The following is a 19,433-nucleotide window of genomic DNA, read 5'->3' as shown; positions in this document are numbered from 1 at the left end:
AAAACGCAAAGAGTCGTGGCACAAGCGTCACTGATTTATAAAACAACGTTTCTTTACTTTCAAAAGAGAGGGTCAAAAATGCGAGGCCGCCACCAGAATGAGGTGGCGACTGGTGAAATGTGCTTCAGCTAGCGGTAATTAACGATGATTTGAATGCTTTGCACCTTAAGTGCAGGGATTAATCTTCCGCCTCCAGGAATTTCCCAAATAAAGCGGAATGGCTCCGCGGCGGAAACCTGCGCGAAGGCCTGAGTGGTGCCGCTTAGCCCATCAAGTTCAGTACAGCGGGAGAGCGAGCACAGGCGGGTACGTAAACCCGCAGGGATGGGGCCGTTAAGCTGAATATTCCACGACACGCGGGTCGTCGAACCTTGCACCGGCTGCGAGGAGGCCAGCGGCTGTGAAGACGCCGCCTCTCCGCGATGGTTCAAGGTGATGCCCATCCGACTGGCCTGCCAGGCCCCCTCGCCCGCCGCTTGCGCCATCAAAGGCAAGAACAGTAGCCACAGACCTTTACGCATTATTTCCCTCCGATGGTCGCGGTCATGCGAATATTACGGTTGTCGGAGAGCTCCAGATTCGATAGCACCACCAGCTGCGGCAGGCTACGACGCAGGAAACGTGACAACAGTGGGCGCAGCGCATGGTTCACCAACAGCACCGGTGGTGCGCCAAGCATCTCCTGACGCGATAACGCTTCCTGCGTCTGGGCCAGCAGACGATCGGCCAGTCCCGGCTCCAGGCCGCCACCGCCCTGCAATGCCTGCAACAGCAAACGTTCAAGCGGCGTATCAAGACCGATGACCTGTACTTCATCATTGCCCGGGAACCAGCGTTGGGTAATCGCCCGCCCCAGCGCCACACGCACCACCGAGGTCAGCTCGCTCGGATCCGTTTGAATCGGCGCATGTTCAGCCAGCGTTTCAAGAATGGTGCGCATATCGCGGATTGGTACTTTTTCGTCGAGCAGATTTTGCAGAACTTTATGCAGCGTGGTCAGCGTCACCACGCCCGGCACCAGATCTTCGGTGAGCTTCGGCATCTCCTGAGTCACGCGATCCAGCAGTTGCTGCGCTTCCTGACGACCAAACAGTTCGGACGAGTGCTGGCTTATCAGATGGTTAAGATGGGTCGCCACCACGGTACTGGCTTCCACTACCGTGAAGCCCTGAATTTGCGCCTGCTCTTTCAACGCATTTTCAATCCAGATGGCGTCCAGGCCAAACGCCGGGTCGGTGGTCATCTCACCGGGTAACGTCCCCGCCGCCGTGCCGGGGTTAATTGCCAGCCAGCGGCCCGGATAGGCCTCACCGCTGCCAATCTCAACCCCTTTTAATAAAATGCGATAGCGCGCGGGCGGTAAGTCCATATTGTCGCGGATGTGCACCACCGGCGGCAGGAAGCCCATCTCCTGGGCGAATTTCTTACGAATGCTGCGAATACGACCCAGCAGCTCACCGTCCTGCTGGAAATCGACCATCGGGATCAGCCGGTATCCAACCTCCATTCCTAACGTATCCTCAAGCTGAACGTCGCTCCACGTCGCTTCAACCGCCTGGGTGGTGCTCTCCGCCGGTTTTGACGGCAGCGAAGGTTCCGGGGCTTTCATTTCACGTCCACGGATCCACCAGGCCAGCGCCAGCAAGGCGGCGGTAAACAGTAAGAACACCAGATTCGGCATCCCCGGCACCAGTCCCAATAACCCCAGAACCCCGGCGCTCAGCAACATCACGCGCGGGTTGCTGAACAGCTGGCCGACCATCTGTTCGCCGACATCCTGATCGGTACTCACGCGGGTCACAATCACGCCCGCCGCCGTGGAGATAACCAGCGCCGGGATCTGCGCGACCAGACCGTCGCCAATCGTTAACAGGGTATAAGACTCTGCCGCCTTACCCAGCTCCAGACCGTGTTGCAGGACACCGACCAACAGACCGCCGATGACGTTAATCACCATAATTAAAATGCCAGCGATGGCATCGCCGCGCACAAACTTACTCGCCCCGTCCATCGAGCCGTAAAAGTCGGCTTCCTGCGTCACTTCCGAGCGACGTTTTTTGGCCTCTTCCTCGCCAATAATCCCGGCATTAAGATCGGCGTCGATCGCCATCTGTTTACCCGGCATGCCGTCTAAGACAAAACGCGCGCCAACTTCGGCAATACGCCCTGCCCCCTTGGTAATAACCATAAAGTTGATGATAACGAGGATGATAAACACCACGATACCGATGGCGAAGTTACCGCCAACCAGGAAGTGACCAAACGCTTCCACCACTTTACCTGCGGCTGCGCCGCCCGTGTGGCCCTCCATCAGGATAATACGGGTTGAGGCCACGTTTAGCGCGAGACGTAATAGCGTGGTGAACAGCAAGATGGTCGGGAAAGCGGCAAACTCCAGGGTACGCTGGGTGAACATCGCCACCAGCAGCACCATAATCGACAGCGCAATATTGAAGGTGAACAGCAAGTCGAGGACGAACGCTGGCAGCGGCAGCACCATCATCGACAAGATAAGCAGGATCAGCACCGGCCCGGCAAGCACCTGCCATTGGGTGGATTTCAGGTTGTCGGGGAGACGCAGCATTGCGACAAGATTAGCCATCAGAGTCCTTCTCGTTCAAAAAATCCAGTGCCTCGGGCACCGGTAAGTTATCCGGTTTTTTCGGCTGCACGCCGCCTGCCAGTTTCCAGCGTTTGAGCTGCCATACCCATGCCAGCACCTCCGCGACCGCGGCATAAAGCGCGCCGGGGATCTGCTGACCGATGTCGGCATGGCGATACAAGGCACGCGCCAGCGGCGGTGCTTCCAGCATCGGAATGCGATTTTCTTCACCGATTTCACGAATACGCATCGCTACCAGCCCCGCACCTTTCGCCACCACTTTCGGCGCGCTCATTTTGTTTTCGTCATACTGCAAAGCCACGGAATAGTGGGTAGGGTTATTGACGATGACATCCGCTTTTGGCACATCCGCCATCATGCGCTGACGCGCGGCGGCACGCTGCATCTGACGAATACGCCCTTTCACGTGCGGGTCGCCTTCGCTTTGTTTAAATTCATCGCGGATATCCTGACGCGACATTCGCAGTTTTTTGAGATGGCTGTGGATTTGCCAGAACACGTCAAAACCGACCATCGGAATGATGCCCAGCGCCACCAGTAAGGCGCACAGCCCAACCATATTCAGCGCATTCCCCATCGCCGCCATCGGCGACTCGCTGACCAGACGCATCATTTGCGGCCAGTGGAACCACATGAAAAAGCCCGCCACGCTGCCCATCAGCACCGCTTTCATAATGGCTTTGACCAACTCCGCTGCCGTCTGCGCGGAGAACATCCGTTTGATACCGGGCAAAGGGTTGAGCTTATCGAGCTTAAAGGCGATGGATTTACCGCTGAACACCAGGCCGCCCAGCATCACCGGCGCCACCAGCGCCACGGTCATGACGCCAACAATCAGCGGCAATAGCGCCAGCATGGCTTCTTTTAACAGCAGGATAATTTGCCCGAGTATCAGATTCGGGTCGCTGACAATACTGTGGTCAAAACGCAGACCGCCGGATAAGAGATTGGCTAACCGACGCGCCAGCGACTCACCGCCGAGCCACAGCACGCAAACGCCCACCAGCAACATCAATAATGACGTCAGCTCGCGGGATCGCGGGATCTGCCCTTCCTCTCGTGCTTTTTCGAGTTTTTGGGGTGTGGGGTCTTCTGTTTTGTCGTCGTCGCTTTCTTCTGCCACGGCATTACTCTCGCAGATGGGGTCAAGGGTATTATCCCGGCGCGGGCTTTGACCAATGCGGAGAATAGCGGAATGAAAACAGAGGAATTCAACCGTTAGGTGAATACGGCGGCTGAGGTAGCCGGGTAAGCATCGCGCCCACCCGGCAAAAGGAGAAGAGGTTAAAAGCCTAAACTGTCCAGCAAATCGTCAACCTGATCCTGGCTTGCGACCACGCCCGCCTTCGAGGTATCCACCTGCGGGCCGTTGAGAAGACTTTCATTTTCCCGTTTTTGTCGAGCGCCCTGCTCCGGGATATTTTCCAGCAGTACCATCAGCAGCTGGCGTTCAATCTCCTGAATCACATCCATCATGCGCTTAATCACCTGGCCCGTGAGGTCCTGGAAATCCTGCGCCATCATGATGTCGAGCAACTGCGCGTTGGTGAAACTGGTGTGCGCGGGAACTTCACCGAGATATTGCCGGGTGTCGCTCACCAACTCGCGCGCGTCAGCCAGCTCAATCGGGTTTTCAAACCACGCATCCCAGCGCGTGGAGAGCGCTTTCGCTCCCTTTTCCATTTCGTCTTGATGCGGCTGCGACGCCTCAACGCTATTAAGCGCGCGCTCCGCCGCCTGCGCGGTCATTTGCACCACATAATCCAGACGATCGCGGGCGTCGGGTATCGCTTCCGCCGCTTCCGCAATGGCCTGATCCAGCCCGAGTTCACGCAGGCTATCGCGCAACATACGGGTCAGATTGCCAATGCGGCTGATAATGTCCGCGGCGGAATGTTCTTCGCCGGGCTTAATGAAAGATTGCATCATCATAGTCACCTTACATGCCCAGTTTCTCGAAGATTTTGTTCAGCTTTTCTTCCAGAGTTGCCGCGGTGAATGGCTTCACCACATAACCGCTGGCACCCGCTTGTGCGGCGGCGATGATGTTCTCTTTTTTCGCTTCGGCCGTGACCATCAGTACCGGCATTGCTGCCATCGTCCCGTGGGCGCGAATGGTTTTCAGCAGCTCCAGACCGTCCATATTCGGCATGTTCCAGTCAGAGATAACAAAACCAAACCCGCCAGCATTGAGCTTATTTAACGCATCGACGCCATCTTCCGCCTCTTCCACGTTATTAAACCCCAGCTCTTTAAGCAGGTTACGCACAATGCGACGCATGGTGGAAAAGTCATCCACGACCAAAAACTTAAGCTCTTTATCCGCCATCTAATTATTCTCCTGATTCAAATACGTATTGCCTGTCCGGCACTGATTTTCGCCAGCATCTGCTGGCTTACCTGGCTAAGATCGACCACTTCGCTGACGCCACCGGTATTGATGGCCTCACGCGGCATGCCGAACACCACACAACTGGCTTCATTCTGCGCAATGGTCCAGGCACCGGCCTGGTACATCGCATGCATCCCGACCGCTCCGTCGTTGCCCATGCCGGTGAGGATGACCCCAACGGCATTACGCCCCGCAAACTTCGCGACCGAATGAAACAGCACATCAACCGACGGGCGATGGCGATTAACCGGCGGCCCGTCGTGAATTTTGATTTGATAGTTCGCCCCGCTGCGCGACAGCTCCATATGCTTGTCGCCCGGCGCAATATAGGCATGGCCCGGTAGAACGCGCTCACCGTCTTCGGCCTCTTTCACCGTTATCTGACACAGCTTATTGAGACGTTCCGCAAACGAGCGGGTAAAGCCCGGCGGCATATGCTGGGTAATCAGCAGCGCGGGACTGGAGAGCGGCAACGGCTGCAACACATGGCGAATGGCCTCCGTGCCGCCGGTGGATGCGCCGATCGCGATCAACTTTTCAGAGCTGAGCAGCGGCCCGGCTTTCAGCGTCGCCGGAACCGGCTGCGTTTTATGCGCGGAGACACGCGCTCTTGAGGCGGCACGCACTTTTTCGGCAATGGTTTCGCTGTAAGCCAGCATCCCTTCGCGAATGCCCAACTGCGGTTTGGTGACGAAATCTACCGCCCCCAGTTCCAGCGCGCGCAACGTGACCTCAGAACCCTTGCCGGTCAGCGATGACACCATCACCACTGGCATCGGCCGCAAGCGCATCAGTTTTTCCAGAAAATCCAGACCGTCCATTCGCGGCATTTCCACGTCCAGCGTCAGCACGTCCGGGTTGTATTTTTTAATCAGATCGCGGGCGACCAGCGGATCGGGCGCGGTCGCGACCATTTCCATATCGTCATGATCATTAATAATCTCCGTCATGATTTGCCGCATCAGCGCCGAATCATCCACCGACAAGACCCTGATTTTACTCATGCTCTTCCCTTACTTAACGCGTAGACCGTTTGGCCGCGCAGGCTGAACTCGCGAGCGAGATGACTGAAGTTCTCCGAATGTCCGGCAAACAGCAGACCGTCCGGTTTTAGCAGCGGCACGAAGCGCTTTAATATCGCCTGCTGAGTCGCCTTATCGAAATAGATCATGACGTTACGGCAGAAGATGGCATCGAACGGGCCGGAGATAGCATATTTCGCGCTCAGCAAATTCATCGCGCTAAACTCAACGTAGTTGGCAAGCTCAGAACGCACGCGCACCAGCCCACTGTGTGGCCCGGTACCGCGCATGAAATAACGCTGGAGCTGCTGCTGCGAAAGGGTTTTCAGCTCTTCTTGTCGATAAATCCCGCTCTGCGCCTTTTCTAACACTTCGGTGTCGATATCGCTGGCAATCACTTTCCAGCGCCCGGGCGCTGTTCCCAACGTATCGGCAAGCGTAATGGCAATGGAGTACGGTTCCTCGCCGGTAGAAGCCGCCGCGCTCCACACGCGGTATTCGCCCTGACGGCGCGCAGCATGTTCCGCCAGCGTCGGAAAGTGGTGCGCCTCGCGAAAGAACGCGGTCAGATTGGTGGTCAGCGAGTTAATAAACGCCTGCCACTCCGCGCTGTCGCCGTTGGCCTCAAGCAGGCTGAGATAATGCCCAAAGTCATCCAGATTCAGCGTCCGCAGACGGCGAACCAGGCGGTTGTAAACCATGTCACGTTTGTGATCGGCCAGCACAATTCCGGCGCGCTGGTAGATCAGTTGACAGATCCGACGAAACTGCGCGTCGGTGAGCGTCAGGCGCTGCGTCAGTTGGCTCAGTAATTGCGATTGCCCATTTGGCAGAGATACGGTCATAGCGCCTTCTTACATCACATCAATTCAGGAAACTGCGGGTATCGCGGACAGGGGAACAGGTTCAGGCTCCACCTGTGCTTTCACGACTTCTTCAAGTTCAAATACGGATACGAGGGTGGATAAGCGTTCAGCCTGGTCTGCCAGCTGCTGCGTTGCCGCCGCACCTTCTTCCACCAGCGCGGCGTTTTGCTGCGTCACCTGATCCATCTGGCTGACCGCCAACGCTACTTGCTCAATCCCCCGGCGCTGTTCATCTGACGCGGAGGCGATCTCGCCCATGATGTCGTTAACCTGAGTCACCGACTGGACAATTTCGGCCATCGTATTGGCGGAGGTTTCCACCAGCGCAGACCCTTGCTGGACGCGGGAAACGGATTCTTCAATCAGCACCTTGATCTCTTTAGCGGCCTGCGCGCTTCGGCTGGCGAGGTTGCGAACTTCCCCCGCCACCACCGCGAAGCCACGACCCTGCTCACCGGCGCGCGCGGCTTCCACCGCTGCGTTCAGCGCCAGAATGTTGGTCTGGAAAGCAATGCCGTCGATAACGCTGATAATGTCGCTGATTTTCTTCGAACTGGTGGCGATATTGTGCATTGTCTGCGCCACGTGGCTGGCCTGTTCACCGCCGCGTTTGGCGGTGTCGGCGGCTCCGTGGGCAAGTCCAGACGCCTGGCGAGCGTTATCGGCATTCTGGCTGACCGTTGCCGTAAGCTGCTCCATACTGGCGGCCGTTTGCGCAAGCGAGGCCGCCTGCTGTTCGGTGCGGGCCGAGAGATCGTTATTCCCGGCGGCAATTTCTGAAATCCCGGTATGCATGGCGGAACTTCCCAGACGCACATGTCCCACGGTTTCACGCAGGGATTTTTGCATCGCCTTCAGACCGGCAAAGATGGCGCTGATTTCGTTCTTGCCGTATACGGCGATAGGTCGAGCAAGATTACCTTTGGCGATGCTGTCAAAATGGCTGCTGATAATCGCCAACGGCTGCACCACCATCCGCCGCACCCACCATAACGCCCCGAGCATGATCACCACGGAGATGACTACCATCGCAATAAACATCATGGTTGAACGGGCGTAGTCCCCCTGACTTTCCTGCTCGGCTGAGGCGACATAATTTTCGATATTCTTACGCCAGCTCTGGTAATCGTTGTCGAACTGGTCTTGTGATTTCTGGATTGGCGCGGCGACAAACTCCGCCAACTGGTTGTTCTCAAGCCAGGCCGTCTGGTGCGACAGCATGTCAAACCAGGCACTAAAGGTTTTAGCCGTCTGATTTTGCAACTCTTTGTCACGAACGTTCGTCAGCGGTAGTGCCATAAAGCCTTTAAACAGGGCATCAGCCTTTGAAAGCTCTTGTTTCACCTCATCAACCATGCCGCGGACTTCCCCAGGCGGATAGCTCAGCGCCGTCAGCGTGCCGGCCTTGTTCAGCATCATGCTGGCTTGCAGCATGGAGGCGCGGGATTCCGTTAACGCGTTAAGCTGCTGGCTGCTCTGGTCAACCTGGTAAATATTGTTTTGCCCATCGCGGAAAGCCCAAAAAGAGAGTCCGTTACTGCCAATCTGCAAAAAGCCGCAGAGGATCAAAATCAGAAACAACGTGGTAGAGATTCGAAGACGATAAAGCATCACCACACTCCTAAAGACGGCCATTAACCGCAGATATCATTAAAAGGTTTCCCAGTTGTTGTCGGCCCGAACGTTGACGGCGGGCGTCAGGCGTGTCGGCGCAGCGGGCGCTGTGGCTTCACGACTTGTCGGAGTGGCATTCAGGCGAAAAGCGGCCACCGCCTGATTTAAACGTTCGGCCTGTTCTTCAAGCGCCGCCGCCGCGCTGGCGGACTCTTCCACCAGCGAGGCGTTTTGCTGCGTCACGCTGTCCATTTCCGCCACCGCGATAGCCACCTGGTCGATTCCCCGGCTTTGCTCATCGGAGGCCGAGGAAATTTCACCCATGATGTCGGTTACGCGGGTCACGGCGTTGACGATATCGGTCATGGTTTCGCCAGCGCTCTCCACCAGCACAGAACCGGTATCGACTCGCGCCACAGAATCTTCAATTAATGCTTTGATCTCTTTTGCCGCCTGCGCGCTGCGGCTGGCAAGATTACGCACTTCTCCCGCCACCACCGCAAAACCGCGCCCCTGCTCACCGGCGCGTGCCGCTTCTACTGCTGCATTGAGCGCGAGAATATTGGTCTGGAAAGCAATGGCGTCGATAACGCCGGTTATGTCAGAGATTTTCTGTGAACTGGCGGCGATCTCATGCATGGTATTCACCACGCCGTTGACCACATTGCCGCCGCGCTGGGCCGTTTCTGAGGCGCTAAGCGCCAGATGCGAAGCCTGACGCGCATTTTCTGCGTTCTGCTTCACCGTGGCCGTCAGCTGTTCCATGCTGGCCGCCGTTTCCTCAAGCGAGGCTGACTGCTGTTCAGTGCGCGCGGAAAGGTCGTTATTGCCCGCCGCGATTTCGCTGGTGCCGTGATAGATGGCTTCAGCCCCTTCGCGTACGTGGGTCACGGTATCGATAAGCGAGTTCTGCATATGGCTGACGGTGTCGGCCAGTTCGGTGATTTCGTTGCGCCCACTTAGCGTCAGATGCTGGGTAAGATCGCCTGCAGCAATATGGCGAATATGTCCCATCACCGCCGACAGCGGTTTAAGCAAAATGGCGCGAATACCGAACCAGGCGGCCACCATGACGACGACGAGGACTATCGCCAGAATCACCAGTTGCCAGCGGGCAAACTGATAGTCACTGCTGCTGGTGGTAAACGCGTGCTGGTAGAGCGCTTCACTCTGGCTTGCATATTGAGTCATCGCCTCACCTAGCGCATTTTGCATGCCTTGCGTGGGCTGAGCGAAATAGGCGTCCATATTGCCAGCATCAAGAAAAGCCAACAGCTCTTGTAAGGCCGTGAAATAATTCTGATAGGTTTTTGTGACCTGGGCGCTGACTTCCCTCATCTCGGGCGGCGGGGAAAGCTGGCTAAAGCGTTCAAAGTGGCCTGCCGCCTGGGTCAGCGTGGCTTTGGCATTTTTCAGCAGCTCCGTTTTGGCGCTGCTTTGCTGATTTTGCGTATCCATCATCATCCGCGCCGAAGAGCGGCTGAGGTTGATACGCGTTTGCAGCATCAGATCCCACGCCTGGGTGAGTTCCGTTTGTTGAGTACGAAGCGTATTAGAGAGCGCAAAACTTTGTTGGTTTTGCTGTAACGAGGAGAACAAAAAGCTCCCGGAGACTAACTGCAGAAGCGCGAAGACGACCAGCACCAACATCAGCAGTGTGACAACGCGGATACGGTTTAACATACAACACCTTCTCTATATTCAGTTATCGCTGTTATCGGCATCCTAAAAAGAAACTTTATGCGCGCCTGGGGGAAAAATCGTGGGCAGGAGAAGGGGTACGGCGCGGCGGGCAGCGAGTCATTGAATCAAAACATTTTTTATAAATACTAAAAAAAAGTTGTAAATGACCCGGGTTTCATACAATTTATGTAATGAATGAATTGATGGTATTACATAATAAAAATGCATTATTTCATCGCGGGGCAATTTCGTAATCTGACGGAGTATTTTTTGTGGCAAACGCGAATAAACTCACGATTTTTATCGTGATTTTCATGCTGGCGGGGATTCTCACCGGCGCAATGATCCATTCTTACGCATCAGCAAACACCATTCAGGTCTGGTCCAGCAACATCACTCTCTTCACCGATATATTTCTTCGGCTTATCAAAATGGTGATAGCACCCTTAGTCTTTAGCACCTTGACTGTGGGCATCATGAAGCTGGGGGAAACCTCGACGATCGGTCGCGTCGGCGGCAAAGCCATGGTTTGGTTTATCAGCTCATCGGTGCTGTCGATTCTGGTCGGGCTGTTTATCGTCACCCTGCAACATCCGGGCAGCGGCCTGAATCTGGCCATACCGAAAGATACCGTCGATACCGGGCTTGCGGTCAGCGGCATGAGCCTGAAAGGTTTTCTTTCTCACACCATCCCGACCAGTATTGTCGGCGCGATGGCCGATAACGAAATTCTGCAAATTGTGGTCTTCTCGATGTTCTTCGGCATCGGTGGTGCGTCGCTTGGGCAGAAGTTTAACGCGCCCCTGGTTGCCGCGCTGGATGTGGTTTCCCACATCATGCTCAAGGTGACGGGTTACGTGATGTACGTTGCGCCGCTGGCGATTTTTGCCGCCATCTCATCGGTGATTGCGACGGAAGGTCTGGGTATTTTGCTTAACTACGCGTCGTTTATTGGCGGCTATTATGTGGCGATTGTACTCACCTGCTGCGTACTGGTGGCCATTGGCTATATGGTGCTGAAAAAAGACGTGTTCCGTCTGCTCAGTATGCTCAAAGATCCGGTACTGGTGGCTTTCACCACCAGCAGCTCAGAAGCGGCTTACCCGAAAACGCTTGAGCAGCTGACCAAATTCGGCTGTTCCCGTAATATCGTCTCTTTCGTGCTGCCTATCGGTTACTCGTTTAACCTGGTGGGCTCGATGGTCTATTGCTCCTTTGCCTCGATGTTTATCGCCCAGGCGTACAACATTCACCTGAGCTTCTCAGAGATTGCCGTGCTGATGCTGACGCTGATGCTGGCATCGAAAGGGATTGCCGGGGTACCGCGTTCGGCACTGGTGGTGCTGGCGGCGACCATTCCGAGCTTTAACATTCCGGTGGCGGGCATTTTGCTCCTGATGGGCATTGACCACTTCCTCGATATGGGGCGTTCAGCCATCAACGTGCTGGGTAACGGCGTGGCGACGGCGATGCTGTCGCAGAACGAAGGTCAGCTTAGTGAAGTTGAGCCTGAGGTTGTGCAGCAGAATATGTAATTGTTGAGTCGATCCCGGCGGCGCTTCGCTTGGCCGAGCTACATTTGAGCGTAGCCCGGCCAAGCGAAGCGCCGCCGGGATTGATACCAGAAAGTTAGATAAAGATACGCAGACCAACAGCCGCAAGGTGATCGGAAACGTTGTCAGACTCGTCGCTATTACCGCTGGCCTTCTCATAGCCATATTCAATATACGTTACCGCATTCTTGCCTAACCAATAGTCCGTACCGAGCGTGGTCGACTGGAAGTGCTGCCCGTCCATAGCATCGCCCCCTTCCGTCCAGTCAAAGTTCGCGTAAACGCTCCACTGTGGCGTGATTTTAAACTGCGAAGCGTATTCCAGCCCCAGAATGGTTTCTTGATCGTCGGTCTGATGACTGGTACCGCTGGTTGCCGCCTGAACGTCATCAACTTTGTTAATGTAGTAGGTGGCCTGCGCCCCGTTATACCAGGTGAAACCGGCAAAGTTAGCGGTGTATTTGGCGTTCATCCCCATCGAATAGGTATTACCGTCATAGGATGGGCCGGTTACCGTCGTCACCGGCACCGTTCCGCCATGTGGCCCGACCGGAACATCGGTGGTCACGGAGCCCTGGTTTACCGTGTAGTTGTTATAGGCCGCAGCCCCGGAAACAGAGAAGCCATTTTCAAAGCGATATTGTGCCGCCAGCGCCGCGCCGCCGTGGACGGTTGCGGAACCATCGTGATAAGCATCATGCATATCCGGGCCGTCGCCATAACCGCTACCGAAGCCAATTTTATCGACGTCATCATTCCCCTGCCCCATTACACCCACGGTGAAGGCGTTGGTGTTGTAATAATAGATTGCCGCAGAGTTGATAATATCGGTCGACATCCCGGCGGTGTCGTGTTTTGCCTTACCGCCGTAAGCATAGGTGGTATCAATCCCCAAGCCCCAGTCGGTCGGCGCATATTGCTTGCCGAAGGTGACCACCCCGTAGTTTTCGTTACCGACACCCGCATAAGCCTGCCGGGTATACACATCGTTGCCCTGGTCGTCGGTGGCGGAATCCAGTCCATGAATCCCGGTTTCGTAATACCCTGCCGCGTAATAGCCGTCGTCATTAATTTTCTGTCGCAGGGCGACGCCCAGACGCGAGTCATTATTCTGAATATTATGTTCTACGCTATGCGCCGAATCGTCTTTCGCCATAAGACGTACGGAGCCCATGATGGATATCGCCGTATCGTCATTTTGATAAACCATCTCGCCTTTGGTTTGCGTTGCGGTATAGGCCGGAGAAGCCTGCTCGCCGCTGCTTGCCAGCGCATAGACTGGCGTCCCCACCGCGGCGGTAATAGCCAAAGCGATAATAGAAGGTTTCAGCATTACATTTTTTACGCGCATAGAAATCCCTTAATCAATATTTAAGATTATTTTTAGTGACGATTAAATTGAATAATCGGATAGCGATATTGCTCTCCACGCCGTGGATAGTAATAGCTGTCTGAATCTCTTTTCTATGCGCATAAATTAAAAATAAGACTGCCATCACTAAGAATTATTTTCTTTCGTGAATTCATAAAATGAAGATTATTTTACAAATAAGGCGAGAGTGTGTGACTAACCCTCAGAATTTACTCACTCTTATTTATAATCATTTCCTGATGTAAATTTAAAACCAATACACAACAGTAAATACACAATAAAAACAGATAAATAAGACAACCCCAATAATAAAAATTAACATAAAAAATTCATAGCAGCCTAATCTATTGATCCGGCAAATAACGTCTACGCGGTATAATGCGATTTTTCAATAACAATAGCGCGATGACTTTCAAATGAAATATTCGCTAAAATAATTTCTTTTTGGAATGGCAATAATTTATATGAATATAAAAAGATGGGGTAAAGCGGGTAAATAAAAATAAACAAGAACAAACAGTATAAAAATGATAACCCGGCATGTCTTAAGCGCACATTTTTACATTATCGTGTTGTAACGAAAAATAGTGCGTTGCCTCACAATGTAAATAAGGCCCACCGTATAACTACGATGAGCCTTATTTTATTAAGCTGCGTGGCTGGCTGCGCTATCCAGCAGCGCCATCTCTTCGCTATTAAGTAACTTCTCAATGTTTACCAGAATCAACATACGGTCGCCCAGTGCGCCCAGCCCGGTCAGATATTCCGTTGACAAGGTCACCGCAAATTCCGGTGCCGGACGAATCTGCTCGGAGGCCAGTGACAGTACGTCAGAAACGCCATCGACAACAATGCCCACCACCCGCTGCCCGAGGTTCAGGACAATCACGACCGTATTGTCGTTGTACTCAACGTCTTCCTGGCTGAACTTCACGCGCAGATCGACAATCGGTACGATGACGCCGCGCAGGTTGGTTACACCTTTAATAAAGGCTGGGGTATTGGCAATGCGCGTTACCTGATCGTAGCCGCGGATCTCCTGCACTTTGAGGATATCGATGCCGTACTCTTCATTACCCAGCGTAAAGACTAAAAATTCCTGCCCTGTCGGTTCGCCCGCCAGCTTTGTTACATTCGTCATTCCGGTCATGTTTTTACCTTTTCTTTAAGCGTTTCAGGCGGCAGTGTTCGCCAGACGTTTTTCACGATTTAATCCCTGCAGTGCCGAGACATCGACAATCAGCGCTACGCTTCCGTCACCGAGGATGGTGGCCGCCGAAATCCCCGGCACCTTGCGATAGTTGCTCTCCAGGTTTTTCACCACCACCTGGTGCTGACCAATTAACTGATCGACCAGCAGCGCATAGCGACGACCGGCGCTTTGCAAAATCACCACAATGCCCTGCGTGGCTTCGGTTTTTGCCCCCTGCACCTCGAACGCTTTCCACAGTTCCACCAGCGGCAGGTATTCTCCGCGCACTTCCAGTACGCGCTCACCGCCTGCCAGCGGATGCAGATCTTCTTCGCGCGGCTGTAGAGATTCCATGACCGCGTTCAGCGGCAGGATAAAGACCTCTTCACTCACTTTCACCGACATGCCGTCGAGGATCGCAAGCGTCAGCGGAAGCAGGATGCGAATGGTTGTCCCCGCGCCCTGGCGGGATTTAATTTCAACGTGGCCGCCCATCTCCTGGATATTTCGCTTCACCACGTCCATCCCCACGCCGCGCCCTGAAACGTCAGTCACCTGCTCAGCGGTTGAAAAACCGGGCGCGAAGATCAGCATACCGACCTCTTCATCGGTCATGTTTTCGCTGACCGCCATGCCTTGCGAGACGGCTTTGGCCAGGATGCGCTCGCGGTTTAATCCGGCGCCATCGTCGGTCACTTCGATACAAATGTTGCCGCCCTGATGCTCTGCGGACAGCGTTAAATTCCCCACCGCCGATTTTCCCGCAGCCAGACGCGCTTCCGGCGATTCAATGCCGTGGTCAAGGCTGTTACGCACCAGGTGCGTGAGTGGGTCGATAATGCGTTCAATCAGGCTTTTATCCAGCTCCGTTGAGCTACCGATTTGCGTCAGCTCAACCTGTTTGCCGAGTTTACTTGCGAGGTCGCGCACCAGGCGGGGGAAGCGGCTAAAGACGTATTCCATCGGCATCATGCGGATAGACATCACCGACTCCTGCAGGTCACGCGCATTACGTTGCAGCTGGCCCATGCTGGTAATCAAATCACCGTGCGATACCGGATCCAGGGCGTTGGAACGCTGTGCCAGCATCGACTGCGTGATCACAAGCTCGCCCACCAGGTTAATCAGCTGATCGACCTTTTCCACCGCCACGCGAATACTGCTGGATTCACTGGTACGCGCCGCCGGTTTTTCCCGCTCGACGCGAGGAGACGTAGGCTGCGGATTAACCGCAGCCGGAACGTCGACCGGTGCCGCGATCACCTCTTCATTCATTACGCTCTCTTCTGCAACCGACGCCACCGGGCTGAACTCAATCTGGTCTGCTTCAATCACAAAGCACAGTACCGCCACGATATCGTCCTGATTCACCTCACCGTCAATGATTGCCGTCAGGGAGTCTGCGGTTTTGCTGACCTGGCTTAAGGTGGCGAGGTTGCCCAGTTCTTCTTCAAGCATCTCTGGCTCACCGGCCTTCAGGCGCGACAAGGTAATCTGCGTTTGCCCCGTAACGGCGGCAGGCGCGAGAGAGTCCGCGTCTTCCTGCGCGTCATTATCCACCACGCTCAACCGGGTATTGCCAGTAGGCTGTGAAATGCTTTCGCCTTTTGCTTCCAGCGCAAGCTGGCGCAGCGCATTGCAGATATATTCGAAGCTGGCAGCATCCGGTTCGCTGGAGCTTTTATAGGCGTCGAGCTGTTCCTGCATAATATCTTTGGTTTCCAAAAACAGGTTGATAATATCGGTATTAAGCTGCATTTCCCCGCGCCGGGCCTCATCCAGCAGGTTCTCCATCAGGTGGGTCGTTTCCTGCAAGATGGTGAAGCCAAACGTGCCCGCCCCGCCCTTAATCGAGTGCGCCGCGCGGAAAATCGCATTCATCTGTTCAGCATCAGGGTCATCCACCACCAGGTTCAGTAGATGCTGTTCCATATCGGCCAGCAGTTCGTCGGCCTCATCAAAAAACGTCTGATAAAAATCGCTGATATCCATGCTCACGCAATCACCTCGGGTCGGGTTGTGGCGGCGTAGTACCCGCCGCGGATGATGAGATCGTCGGCGACTGTAATACGCTTAAAGGTTCATTCTGGCTCTCGGCATTCTCGTGGAGAATGGCCTGTTCAGCCTGGTTATTCAGCACCAGCAGGCTGATACGACGGTTAATCGCATCCCCGCCACGCGCTGAGAGGCGCATCGAGTCTGACATCCCGATAACGCGTAAAACTTTGCCGTCGTCTAATCCTCCGGTCACCAGTTCACGACGCGAGGCATTGGCACGGTCAGCGGACAGCTCCCAGTTGCTATATCCTCGTTCACCGTTAGCGTACGGGTAATCATCGGTATGGCCGGAAAGGCTAATTTTATTGGGGATCTCATTTAGCACCGGGGCAATGCCGCGCAGAATATCGCGCATATACGGCTCCACCTCGGCGCTCCCGGTTTTAAACATCGGGCGATTCTGGCTATCAATAATCTGAATACGCAGCCCTTCTTGTACCAGATCGATTTTCAGATGCGGACGCAGCGCTCTGAGTTTCGGATCGGCTTCGATCAGTTGATCCAGTTCGCCGCGAATACGCTTGAGACGATTCATCTCCATGCGTTTTTTCAGCTCATCAATATTGGGCTGTTTGTGCACTTCACCCTGTTGCTGGGTCACATCATCACCGCCGCCGGGGATAGGGCTATCGGTATTGGCCATCCGGGGGCCGCCTGAGATGGCGGTCGCCAGCGGCGTTCGGAAGTACTCCGCTATCTGAATCAGCTCTTTGGGACTGGAGATGGAGATAAGCCACATCACCAGGAAGAACGCCATCATCGCCGTCATAAAATCGGCGTAAGCAATCTTCCACGATCCATGCGCGCTACCGTGTGATTTATGCTTACGCCGTTTTACGACGACGATTGGGTGTGATTGGTTTTTCATGCGTCCTCGGTGGTCGTCTGCTGCTGGCCTGCCGGATTACGCACCGCGCGCACATGCTCCTCCAGTTCGACGAACGAAGGACGCTCGCTGCTGTAGAGCGTTTTACGACCAAACTCGACGGCAATCGGTGGCGCATAACCGTTGAGATTCGACAGCAGCGTAATTTTGACGCACTGCATCATTTTGGTGGTTTCGGCGCTTTTTTGGCGCAGGACGCTCGCCAGCGGCGAGACAAATCCGTAGGCCAGCAAAATGCCCAGGAAGGTGCCGACCATGGCGTGGGCGATAAGCGCACCCAATTCTGCCGCCGGGCGATCCGCTGAACCCAATGCGTGCACCACGCCCATTACCGCCGCGACGATACCGAATGCCGGAAGCGAGTCGCCCACCAGCGCGAGGCTGTTGGCGGGAACCTCACATTCACTTTCATGAGTCTCAATTTCTTCATCCATCAGCGCTTCGATTTCGAAGGTGTTCATATTGCCGCTGATGATAAGACGCAGATAATCGACGATAAATTCAAGCATCACCGCATCGGCCAGGATGCGCGGGTAGCTGGCAAAAATTTCACTTTCTTGCGGATTTTCGATGTCGCGCTCCAGCGAGAACATCCCCTGTTGACGCGATTTCGCCATCAGGCGATACAGTAGCGCCAGCAGATCCATGTACATACTTTTGGTGTATTTCGAGCGGCGAAACAGCAAGGGCAGCGCCTTGAGCGTTCCCTTGATGGCTTTACCATTGTTCCCCACAATAAATGCGCCGACCCCCGCCCCGCCGATAATAATCAGCTCAGCCGGTTGATACAGTGCCCCAAGGTGCCCGCCGGTCATCATGTAACCGCCGAAAACTGTCCCCAAAACAACCAGGTAACCTATTAAGATAAGCACGCTATCATCCTTTCACTGTTGACTAAGAGAGGAGACAGAATTGAGGAATTTCACCCGGCCCGGGTAAAAAAAAGCAGCGGTCGTAAAGACCGCTGCTGGCGTATTAACTCCACGTGGTGTGGGTTAAACAGCTTGCCCTATCTGTTCATCCAGCAGTTGTGGATTACTATCGGCAAGAGCGCTGGAAAGTTTACGTCTTTTTACGGCGCGTGATGGAGGCTGGCAGAGGCTACAAACAAAGCTGCCCGCAGGTTGGTGTGCATGAGTCACAAAATTACCGCCGCAAGAATGGCAGCTGGAAAGTTCAAGCAGTCCACTTTCAACAAAACGAACTAACGTCCATGCGCGAGTCAAGGCCAGTAGCGGCCCCTCATCTTGTTGTGGACACTGCTCGAGATAGAGACGATAGGCTTTTATCACGGCATCAACGCCAGAGCATTGGCCGCTTTTCAGTAAGAATTGCCAGGCATTACAGAACATGGATGAGTGGATATTTTGTTCCCATGTCATAAACCAGTCCGTAGAAAACGGCAGCATTCCCTTAGGAGGCGGGCTTCCACGCAGCTCTTTGTAGAGTTTAATCAAACGACCACGGCTGAGCTGGGTTTCGCTTTCCAGCATCTGCAAACGCGCGCCGAGAGTAATCAACTCCATGGCAAGCTGAATGTCGCGAGCTTCCTGAACAATGCTTTTTTCACTCATCATCAGGCCCTTTTCTTACGTGCAGGAGCGCCTGATTGACTGGCTTCATTCAGCAGTGCGGTGGAGAGCAGAATGCCGGTGTGAATCTGTTGCAGATCGTCCACACGTGATTCTTGTGTAAGACGGGTGATGGTTTGGGCGTTATCAAAACGGAACTGGCAAACCAGTTGGTTGGTTTCCGCCAATTTCACCATCTGTGGGAGCGTCAGTTCCCCAAGAACTTTTGCCATATCCTCGTTGATACCAAGGCGGAACATAGCAGAAGCCTTATCCTGACCAATCAAACGCTGTGCAAGAAGCAGATAAGACAAATTGATGTCATAAATATGCTTTAGCAACTCGGATGTATGCATTTTCCCCATCCCGAATAACCAATTTAGTACTCTATGCGGTCAAACCGCATACCCCGTGATGTCGTCGGGCAAGGCCCGATAAAAAAAATGAATCGGTCGAAATGCATGGCCAATCAGGTTAATCCTGTATCGATTATCGAGTAACGTTTTCACTTTATGCCCCGACGAATCTAAACATTTCTTACAATTTACTAAGATTTTTCCTAATTCGACGCAACTTTACTCGCCAGATGTGACACATACAA

At 54.3% G+C, this 19,433-nt stretch carries 17 protein-coding genes; 1 reads left to right on the top strand and 16 read right to left on the bottom strand.

Going from position 1 to position 19,433, the window contains the following annotated elements; translation table 11 throughout:
• Positions 1-128 precede the first annotated feature (128 nt).
• From ACIPDS_RS10800 to tar, 9 genes are all read right to left on the bottom strand, one after another.
• Positions 129-521 (bottom strand): flagellar protein FlhE, encoded by a 393-nt coding sequence (locus tag ACIPDS_RS10800; protein WP_400735314.1) that lies wholly within the window; start codon positions 519-521, stop codon positions 129-131.
• Complete coding sequence (gene flhA, locus ACIPDS_RS10795) at positions 521-2,602, bottom strand: flagellar biosynthesis protein FlhA (protein ID WP_400735312.1); 2,082 nt, start codon at positions 2,600-2,602, stop codon at positions 521-523. Before flhA ends, ACIPDS_RS10800 begins: the two co-directional genes overlap by 1 nt.
• Complete coding sequence (flhB, locus tag ACIPDS_RS10790; RefSeq protein WP_400735310.1) at positions 2,595-3,746, bottom strand: flagellar biosynthesis protein FlhB; 1,152 nt, start codon at positions 3,744-3,746, stop codon at positions 2,595-2,597. Before flhB ends, flhA begins: the two co-directional genes overlap by 8 nt.
• 161 nt (positions 3,747-3,907) lie before the next feature.
• Positions 3,908-4,552 (bottom strand): protein phosphatase CheZ, encoded by a 645-nt coding sequence (gene cheZ / locus ACIPDS_RS10785; protein WP_166513546.1) that lies wholly within the window; start codon positions 4,550-4,552, stop codon positions 3,908-3,910.
• Between the two features lie 10 nt (positions 4,553-4,562).
• Positions 4,563-4,952, bottom strand: a complete 390-nt coding sequence (gene cheY / locus ACIPDS_RS10780) for a chemotaxis response regulator CheY (protein ID WP_166513545.1) — start codon at positions 4,950-4,952, stop codon at positions 4,563-4,565.
• 17 nt (positions 4,953-4,969) lie between these two features.
• A complete protein-coding gene (locus ACIPDS_RS10775) occupies positions 4,970-6,019 on the bottom strand; it encodes a chemotaxis response regulator protein-glutamate methylesterase (protein ID WP_400735307.1) in 1,050 nt (349 codons plus the stop codon).
• Positions 6,016-6,882: a protein-glutamate O-methyltransferase CheR gene (cheR, locus tag ACIPDS_RS10770; RefSeq protein ID WP_400735305.1), complete on the bottom strand. Its 867-nt coding sequence runs from the start codon at positions 6,880-6,882 to the stop codon at positions 6,016-6,018. The genes ACIPDS_RS10775 and cheR overlap by 4 nt, the downstream gene beginning before the upstream one ends.
• 24 nt (positions 6,883-6,906) lie before the next feature.
• Positions 6,907-8,514, bottom strand: coding sequence for a methyl-accepting chemotaxis protein (locus ACIPDS_RS10765; RefSeq protein WP_400735303.1), 1,608 nt, complete (start codon positions 8,512-8,514; stop codon positions 6,907-6,909).
• Positions 8,515-8,553: 39 nt separating this feature from the next.
• Positions 8,554-10,200 carry a methyl-accepting chemotaxis protein II gene (tar, locus tag ACIPDS_RS10760; protein ID WP_400735301.1) on the bottom strand — a complete coding sequence of 549 codons (1,647 nt, stop codon included), beginning with the start codon at positions 10,198-10,200 and terminating at the stop codon, positions 8,554-8,556.
• A 272-nt stretch (positions 10,201-10,472) separates the two neighbouring features.
• Between tar and ACIPDS_RS10755 the strand changes: the two genes are divergently transcribed.
• Positions 10,473-11,735, top strand: coding sequence for a dicarboxylate/amino acid:cation symporter (locus ACIPDS_RS10755; protein ID WP_166513540.1), 1,263 nt, complete (start codon positions 10,473-10,475; stop codon positions 11,733-11,735).
• A 94-nt stretch (positions 11,736-11,829) separates the two neighbouring features.
• Here the strand turns inward: ACIPDS_RS10755 and ACIPDS_RS10750 are convergent, their stop codons facing one another.
• The 7 genes from ACIPDS_RS10750 to flhD all read right to left on the bottom strand — a co-directional run bounded on the left by ACIPDS_RS10750 (position 11,830) and on the right by flhD (position 19,188).
• A complete protein-coding gene (locus tag ACIPDS_RS10750) occupies positions 11,830-13,104 on the bottom strand; it encodes a porin (protein ID WP_400735298.1) in 1,275 nt (424 codons plus the stop codon).
• 667 nt (positions 13,105-13,771) lie between these two features.
• Positions 13,772-14,275 carry a chemotaxis protein CheW gene (gene cheW, locus ACIPDS_RS10745; protein ID WP_052283483.1) on the bottom strand — a complete coding sequence of 168 codons (504 nt, stop codon included), beginning with the start codon at positions 14,273-14,275 and terminating at the stop codon, positions 13,772-13,774.
• A gap of 24 nt (positions 14,276-14,299) precedes the next feature.
• Positions 14,300-16,309 (bottom strand): chemotaxis protein CheA, encoded by a 2,010-nt coding sequence (cheA, locus tag ACIPDS_RS10740; protein WP_400735607.1) that lies wholly within the window; start codon positions 16,307-16,309, stop codon positions 14,300-14,302.
• 10 nt (positions 16,310-16,319) lie between these two features.
• On the bottom strand, positions 16,320-17,243 hold the full coding sequence (gene motB, locus ACIPDS_RS10735; RefSeq protein ID WP_166513537.1) for a flagellar motor protein MotB: 924 nt from the start codon (positions 17,241-17,243) through the stop codon (positions 16,320-16,322).
• Positions 17,240-18,133 carry a flagellar motor stator protein MotA gene (gene motA / locus ACIPDS_RS10730; RefSeq protein WP_400735295.1) on the bottom strand — a complete coding sequence of 298 codons (894 nt, stop codon included), beginning with the start codon at positions 18,131-18,133 and terminating at the stop codon, positions 17,240-17,242. The genes motB and motA overlap by 4 nt, the downstream gene beginning before the upstream one ends.
• 123 nt (positions 18,134-18,256) lie before the next feature.
• Entirely contained in the window at positions 18,257-18,841 is a 585-nt protein-coding gene (flhC, locus tag ACIPDS_RS10725; protein ID WP_400735605.1) for a flagellar transcriptional regulator FlhC, read from the bottom strand.
• Positions 18,838-19,188 carry a flagellar transcriptional regulator FlhD gene (flhD, locus tag ACIPDS_RS10720; protein ID WP_400735293.1) on the bottom strand — a complete coding sequence of 117 codons (351 nt, stop codon included), beginning with the start codon at positions 19,186-19,188 and terminating at the stop codon, positions 18,838-18,840. Before flhD ends, flhC begins: the two co-directional genes overlap by 4 nt.
• Positions 19,189-19,433: the final 245 nt, after the last annotated feature.

It is taken from the genome of Kluyvera sp. NPDC087067 (assembly GCF_044745165.1).
GTDB lineage: Bacteria > Pseudomonadota > Gammaproteobacteria > Enterobacterales > Enterobacteriaceae > Kluyvera.
Note: the sequence above shows the minus strand (reverse complement) of the source record. Positions and strands in the feature narration are given on the sequence as shown.

Bases quoted from the DNA above. Each gene is read 5' to 3' on its own strand.
- ACIPDS_RS10800 (WP_400735314.1), bottom strand. From the start codon at position 521: ATGCGTAAAGGTCTGTGGCTACTGTTCTTGCCTTTGATGGCGCAAGCG.
- flhA (WP_400735312.1), bottom strand. From the start codon at position 2,602: ATGGCTAATCTTGTCGCAATGCTGCGTCTCCCCGACAACCTGAAATCC.
- cheZ (WP_166513546.1), bottom strand. From the start codon at position 4,552: ATGATGCAATCTTTCATTAAGCCCGGCGAAGAACATTCCGCCGCGGAC.
- cheY (WP_166513545.1), bottom strand. From the start codon at position 4,952: ATGGCGGATAAAGAGCTTAAGTTTTTGGTCGTGGATGACTTTTCCACC.
- ACIPDS_RS10775 (WP_400735307.1), bottom strand. From the start codon at position 6,019: ATGAGTAAAATCAGGGTCTTGTCGGTGGATGATTCGGCGCTGATGCGG.
- cheR (WP_400735305.1), bottom strand. From the start codon at position 6,882: ATGACCGTATCTCTGCCAAATGGGCAATCGCAATTACTGAGCCAACTG.
- ACIPDS_RS10765 (WP_400735303.1), bottom strand. From the start codon at position 8,514: ATGCTTTATCGTCTTCGAATCTCTACCACGTTGTTTCTGATTTTGATC.
- tar (WP_400735301.1), bottom strand. From the start codon at position 10,200: ATGTTAAACCGTATCCGCGTTGTCACACTGCTGATGTTGGTGCTGGTC.
- ACIPDS_RS10750 (WP_400735298.1), bottom strand. From the start codon at position 13,104: ATGCGCGTAAAAAATGTAATGCTGAAACCTTCTATTATCGCTTTGGCT.
- cheW (WP_052283483.1), bottom strand. From the start codon at position 14,275: ATGACCGGAATGACGAATGTAACAAAGCTGGCGGGCGAACCGACAGGG.
- cheA (WP_400735607.1), bottom strand. From the start codon at position 16,309: ATGGATATCAGCGATTTTTATCAGACGTTTTTTGATGAGGCCGACGAA.
- motB (WP_166513537.1), bottom strand. From the start codon at position 17,243: ATGAAAAACCAATCACACCCAATCGTCGTCGTAAAACGGCGTAAGCAT.
- flhD (WP_400735293.1), bottom strand. From the start codon at position 19,188: ATGCATACATCCGAGTTGCTAAAGCATATTTATGACATCAATTTGTCT.